This is a genomic window from Bathymodiolus heckerae thiotrophic gill symbiont, from assembly GCF_900128515.1.
Classification (GTDB): Bacteria; Pseudomonadota; Gammaproteobacteria; order PS1; family Pseudothioglobaceae; genus Thioglobus_A.
Map to the genome: position 1 here is coordinate 22,090 of NZ_FQTP01000016.1, position 6,103 is coordinate 28,192.

The window sequence follows — 6,103 nt, forward strand, 5'->3', positions numbered from 1 at the left end:
ACTTATCTGTCACTTAGTCGTATAGTTTTATCTATACTCCTTCGCTCAATCTGTCGCGCGCCTTGTATTTGAAAAAAATATTCGCTAAAACCCAATATGAAACAACCTTAAAATATCAGGATTTATTGAAATCAATTGAGAAAATAACAAATTTTAGTTAAATAAACTGAAATTTAACGATTTTTATGTACTTTTAGGGTAAATATCATCTTTTATTGGCTTATTTTCTAAAATTTCAGAAATTTTCACTTTGTAGTGACTTACAAGGATTTTTACCAAAACTGTAATTATTTTTAGTATTTTTCGAGACAGAGTTTATTTACTTAATAGGAGTGTGCAAGTAGCACATAACTAAAAGTCAAAAAATTCTAACAAAGAAAAATGCAGAAAGAATTACAAATACTGAACTTCAAGTATTTCATAAACAATATCGCCTCTAGGGGCTTTAACAGTTACTTCATCACCCTCTTCATTACCCATAAGTGCTGAAGCAATAGGCGAGTGACATGAAATTTTATTTAAACCGATATCTGCTTCATCCTCACCAACAATTTGATAAGTAATTTCACTATCATCTTCGACATTCATCAAGGTGATTGTGGTGCCAAAAACACAACGACCATCTTGAGTTAGTCGTGAGACATCAATCACTTGCATGTGTGATAATTTAGATTCGATTTCTTTAATACGACCTTCACAAAAGCTTTGCTCTTCCTTAGCCGCATGATATTCAGCATTTTCTTTTAAATCACCATGTGCACGAGCGGTAGCGATATCTTCTACAATACGCGGTCGCTCAACATCTTTAAGCCTTAAAAGCTCAGTCTCTAATGCTTTTACACCTGACACTGTCATTGGAATACTTTGCATGTTAATGTCCTATTGGTTTAAAGATTGAACCGTTCTTACGGTAATTTGCTCATGAGTCTTTAAGCCGTCAAGCATCGCAAAAGCAGCGGCAACTGTCGTTGTAAATGGCACTTTATGCACCAACGCCTGACAACGAATGGCAGCCGCATCTTCAACACCCTGGGTGTCTTCGGTAGAGTTAATAATAAGATCAATTGTATCATTTTTAATCATATCAACGATATGTGGAGAGCCTTCAGAAACCTTGTTAACCATTTCACATTCTAAGCCAGCCTCAATCAGTGTTTCCCTATTGCTACGAGTTGCAACCAAGCCAAAACCTTGTTTTGATAATTTTTTACCAAGATCAACTAGATCATCACGATCTAATCGTCTAAGACTCACAAATACAGTTCCGCTCTCTGGCGCACGTGATCCAGCCGCCAATTGTGCTTTATCAAAAGCTGAAGCAAAATCATCACCAATACCCATTACTTCGCCAGTTGAGCGCATTTCTGGGCCTAAAATTGGATCTACGCCTAAGAATTTATTAAACGGGAATACTGCTTCTTTAACACTATAATGCTTTGGAATAATTTCTTTAGTGAAGTTTAGATCCTTAAGGGTTTTACCTGACATCACACGCGCAGCAATGCTAGCGAGTGGTGCACTAATGGCTTTAGAGACAAATGGCACGGTGCGCGATGCACGAGGATTAACCTCAATTACGTATATCTCACCATCTTGGTAGGCTAATTGTGTATTCATCAAGCCAACTACATTTAGTGCTTTTGCCATAGCAACCACTTGTTCACGCATTTTATCTAGCACTTCATCAGATAAAGAGTAAGGTGGTAATGAACAAGCAGAGTCACCTGAGTGAATGCCAGCTTGCTCAATATGTTGCATAATACCGCCAATCACCACATCTTCACCATCACAAATCACATCGATATCAACTTCAATGGCATGATCTAGGAACGAATCTAATAAGACCGGCGAGTCATTTGATACTTGAACAGCAGTATGCATATAATGATCTAGAGAATCTTTATCGTAAACGATTTCCATTGCACGACCACCAAGTACATACGAAGGACGAACCACTAACGGAAAACCAATTGCATCAGCAATATCTCTTGCTTGTTCTAATGAACGAGCTGTGCCATTGTGCGGTTGCTTAAGGTCTAGCTCTTGCAATAAAGCAGAAAAACGTTCGCGATCTTCAGCCAGGTCAATTGCATCAGGACTAGTACCAATAATCTTGGCACCGCTCTTTTCTAATGCTTCAGCTAGCTTAAGTGGCGTCTGACCACCGTAATGTACAATAATACCATCTGGATTTTCAACATCAATCACCGCCAAAACATCTTCCAAGGTGACTGGTTCAAAATATAAGCGATCCGAAACATCGTAGTCTGTTGAAACAGTTTCAGGATTACAGTTAACCATAATAGTCTCAAAACCATCTTCACGTAGTGCAAGGGAAGCATGTACACAGCAATAATCAAACTCAATACCTTGTCCAATTCTATTTGGGCCACCACCAAGAATCATAATCTTCTTGTTACTGGTTGGATTGGCTTCACATTGCTGCTGATAGGTTGAGAATAAATAAGCAGTTTGTGTATCAAATTCTGCAGCACAACTATCAACACGCTTAAAGACTGGTTTAATGTTTAATACCTTACGTCGTTCACGCACCGATGATTCACTACAGCCACACAACTGAGCCAAACGTGCATCAGAAAAACCTTTGCGCTTCAATCCAAACATAGTATCGGCATTAATATCTGAAATACTGGTGCCATTAATTTGCGCCTCGCTTGAGACGATATCTTCAATTTGCGCTAAAAACCATGGATCAATTTTAGATAAATCAAATACTTCATCTAATGTCATGCCCAATCTAAAGGCATCCGCTACATAGAAAATACGTTCGCCACGTGCAGTAATACATTCTGAGCGAATTTTATTACGTGCATCATCAGCGCTCAAATCTACAATTGGATCTAAGCCAACTTTATCAGTCTCTAGACCTCTTAAAGCCTTTTGTAATGATTCTTGAAAAGTTGAACCCATAGCCATTACTTCGCCCACTGATTTCATTTGCGTGGTTAGACGATCATCTGCTTTTGGAAATTTTTCAAAGGCAAAGCGTGGAATTTTTGTAACAACATAATCGATGCTTGGTTCAAACGAAGCGGGTGTTTTTCCACCGGTAATGTCATTACCAAGCTCGTCTAATGTATAGCCTACCGCTAATTTTGCAGCAACTCTAGCGATCGGAAAACCTGTTGCTTTTGACGCTAAAGCTGATGAACGAGAAACACGAGGATTCATCTCAATAATGGTCAAACGGCCATTTTCAGGATTAACAGCAAACTGCACGTTCGAGCCACCCGTATCAACACCAATTTCACGCAATACAGCCAATGAAGCATTACGCATCACTTGGTATTCTTTATCAGTTAGCGTTTGTGCAGGGGCTACCGTAATAGAGTCGCCAGTATGAACACCCATTGGATCAAAATTTTCGATCGAACAAATGATAATACAATTATCTTTTGTATCACGAACTACTTCCATCTCGAACTCTTTCCAGCCTAGAATCGATTCTTCAACTAATAACTCATTAGTAGGCGAAAGATCCAAACCACGCTCACAAATTTCAATAAACTCTTCTTTGTTAAAAGCGATACCACCACCTGAACCACCCATAGTGAATGATGGACGAATAACCGTTGGATAACCAACTGTTTCTTGTACAGCGAATGCTTCTTCTAGCGTATGTGCAACAGCTGCTTTAGGCATATCTAAGCCAATTTTTAGCATAGCTTCTCGGAATAGATCACGATCTTCGGCTTTGTCAATTGCTTTTTTTCTAGCACCAATCATCTCAACATCATACTTTTCAAGTACGCCATGGCGTTCTAAATCAAGCGCACAGTTAAGCGCCGTTTGGCCGCCCATTGTTGGCAATAAAGCATCAGGCTTTTCAATTTCAATAATTTTCTCAACTGTACGCCATTCAATCGGCTCAATGTAGGTTGCATCTGCCATTTGCGGATCAGTCATAATCGTCGCTGGATTGGAGTTAACCAGAATAACGCGATAACCCTCTTCACGTAATGCCTTGCAAGCTTGAGCGCCAGAATAATCAAATTCACAAGCTTGTCCGATTACAATCGGCCCAGCGCCGATGATTAAAATACTTTTAAGGTCTTGTCTTTTTGGCATAGGTTTTTAATTAATCAGGGTTAGAAGTCGTCGTCACTAACTGGCAAGTTGCCATCATAAACGTCGTAATTTCTTTTTTGTAAATAAGACGAGCGCATCGTAATATATGGATCGTCTGATTGAGATAATAAATCAGTTACGGGTAATAGCTCAGTGCGTTTTTCAATAACATTCACACTGTTAGCGGTAATAAAACTGATATCATCCATTTTATTAATCATATTGACATCAGAGCTAGTATCAACATATAAACCGACACCGTCTCTAGTAGTGGATGGGCCTAATAATGGTAAAACGATATAAGGACCTTCTTCAACACCCCAAACAGCCATGGTTTGGCCGAAATCCTCATCATCAGTGGTTAAGTCAATATCTGATGCTACATCAAACAAGCCACCCAGCCCAATAGTAGAATTAATTAGAATGCGCCCCAATGTTTCAACACTTTCAATGGGTTTGAACTGCATTATTTGATTTGCTAAGGTTGTCACATCAACCAAATTGCCAAAAAAATCACTCACTCGACTTTGTGCAAAATTTGGAATATTGTCTTTATATGCACGGGAAGCTGGCTCTAAAAGATTGTCATCAATAGTTTCATTAAAATTATAAATAACTCTATTGACATCCTCAAATGGATCGATATCTTCCGCTACAGCAAAAGTACTAGATATTAACAATAGAAAACTAGTTAATAATTGTTTCATTAGCTCATCTCCTTAATAAAAGTATCAAACAAACCGCTCACATCGTGAGGGCCTGGCGAGGCTTCTGGATGCCCCTGAAAACTAAAGGCTTTTTTACCTTTAACGCGCACACCTTGAATAGTATTGTCAAATAAAGAGCGGTGTGTTACTTCAAGATTTTCTGGTATGGTTTCTTCAGCTACCGAAAAACCATGATTTTGAGAAGTGATCATTACTTTCATACTATCTAAATCTTGCACAGGATGATTGGCACCATGATGACCAAATTTCATTTTTTCAGTCTTTGCGCCACTAGCCAATGCTAATAATTGATGACCCAAACAAATACCAAAAATTGGCATGTCTTTTTCCAATAGAATTTTAATATTAGCGATGGCGTAATCACACGGCTCAGGATCACCTGGGCCATTAGATAAGAACACGCCATTTGGATTCATTGCCAATACGTCAGCAACTGGAGTTTGTGCATTAACCACAGTTAAATCACAACCACGATCCACCAACATTCTTAAAATATTTGTCTTAACGCCGTAATCATACACAACCACTTTAAACTTAGCTTCTAAATTAGAAAATTCACCCGTTTCTAAAAAATAAGAGCCTTTGTTAAATGTATACTGCTTGGTAGTAGAAACCACTTTAGCCAGATCCATATTTTTTAAACCAGCAAAAGATTGCGCCTTAGCAATGGCTGCAGCTTCATCGATCTTATCACCAGAAACAATGTAACCCTTAAGAGAACCATTTTCACGCAAATGTCGTGTTAGTGCACGAGTATCAATATCACTAATTGCAACAATATTATTGGTTTGCAAATATTCATCCAAAGGCATTGTATTGCGCCAATTGCTATGCAGCAATGGCAAATCACGAATAATCAATCCTGCTGCATAAACTTTAGAAGATTCTTCATCTATTACGTTGGTACCAGTGCTACCAATATGAGGGTAAGTTAGCGCAACGATTTGTTGCGTGTATGAAGGATCAGTTAGGATTTCTTGGTATCCAGTCATCGAGGTATTGAAAACTACCTCACCGAGTGTTTCACCTGTACTACCTATAGATTTTCCGCGAAAAATAGTTCCATCTTCCAAAACTAATATAGCTAATAAAGCAACTTGTGACACCGGACACTCCTGAATGAAAAACTTCGAGAATTTTACCATATTGTCCCGCACTGCTGAATGTAATCCTCCCAAAAATTAACACTCAGTAAAAGTAGAACTTTCTTATAATAAAAACATAAGGAGATTCAAATGAAGACAACACGTAAATCAGATTCACAAATCATGCACTCTTTTTAGTAT

At 38.4% G+C, this 6,103-nt stretch carries 4 protein-coding genes; all 4 read right to left on the reverse strand.

The annotated features are described in order from the left end of the window. Positions 1 to 393: 393 nt before the first annotated feature. Genes greA through carA form a run of 4 tightly spaced genes read right to left on the reverse strand, consistent with a single transcriptional unit; the run spans position 394 to position 5,962 of the window. Entirely contained in the window at positions 394 to 870 is a 477-nt protein-coding gene (greA, locus tag BTHERMOSOX_RS03555) for a transcription elongation factor GreA (protein WP_138119490.1), read from the reverse strand. 9 nt (positions 871 to 879) lie between these two features. Then, entirely contained in the window at positions 880 to 4,089 is a 3,210-nt protein-coding gene (carB, locus tag BTHERMOSOX_RS03560) for a carbamoyl-phosphate synthase large subunit (protein ID WP_138119492.1), read from the reverse strand. 20 nt (positions 4,090 to 4,109) lie between these two features. Next, positions 4,110 to 4,796, reverse strand: coding sequence for an MlaA family lipoprotein (locus tag BTHERMOSOX_RS03565; protein WP_138119494.1), 687 nt, complete (start codon positions 4,794 to 4,796; stop codon positions 4,110 to 4,112). After that, on the reverse strand, positions 4,796 to 5,962 hold the full coding sequence (gene carA / locus BTHERMOSOX_RS03570) for a glutamine-hydrolyzing carbamoyl-phosphate synthase small subunit (protein ID WP_138119496.1): 1,167 nt from the start codon (positions 5,960 to 5,962) through the stop codon (positions 4,796 to 4,798). Before carA ends, BTHERMOSOX_RS03565 begins: the two co-directional genes overlap by 1 nt. Positions 5,963 to 6,103 lie beyond the last annotated feature (141 nt).

Coding starts and splice junctions, on each gene's coding strand:
- carA (WP_138119496.1), bottom strand. CDS start 5,962: ATGGTAAAATTCTCGAAGTTTTTCATTCAGGAGTGTCCGGTGTCACAA.
- greA (WP_138119490.1), bottom strand. CDS start 870: ATGCAAAGTATTCCAATGACAGTGTCAGGTGTAAAAGCATTAGAGACT.
- BTHERMOSOX_RS03565 (WP_138119494.1), bottom strand. CDS start 4,796: ATGAAACAATTATTAACTAGTTTTCTATTGTTAATATCTAGTACTTTT.
- carB (WP_138119492.1), bottom strand. CDS start 4,089: ATGCCAAAAAGACAAGACCTTAAAAGTATTTTAATCATCGGCGCTGGG.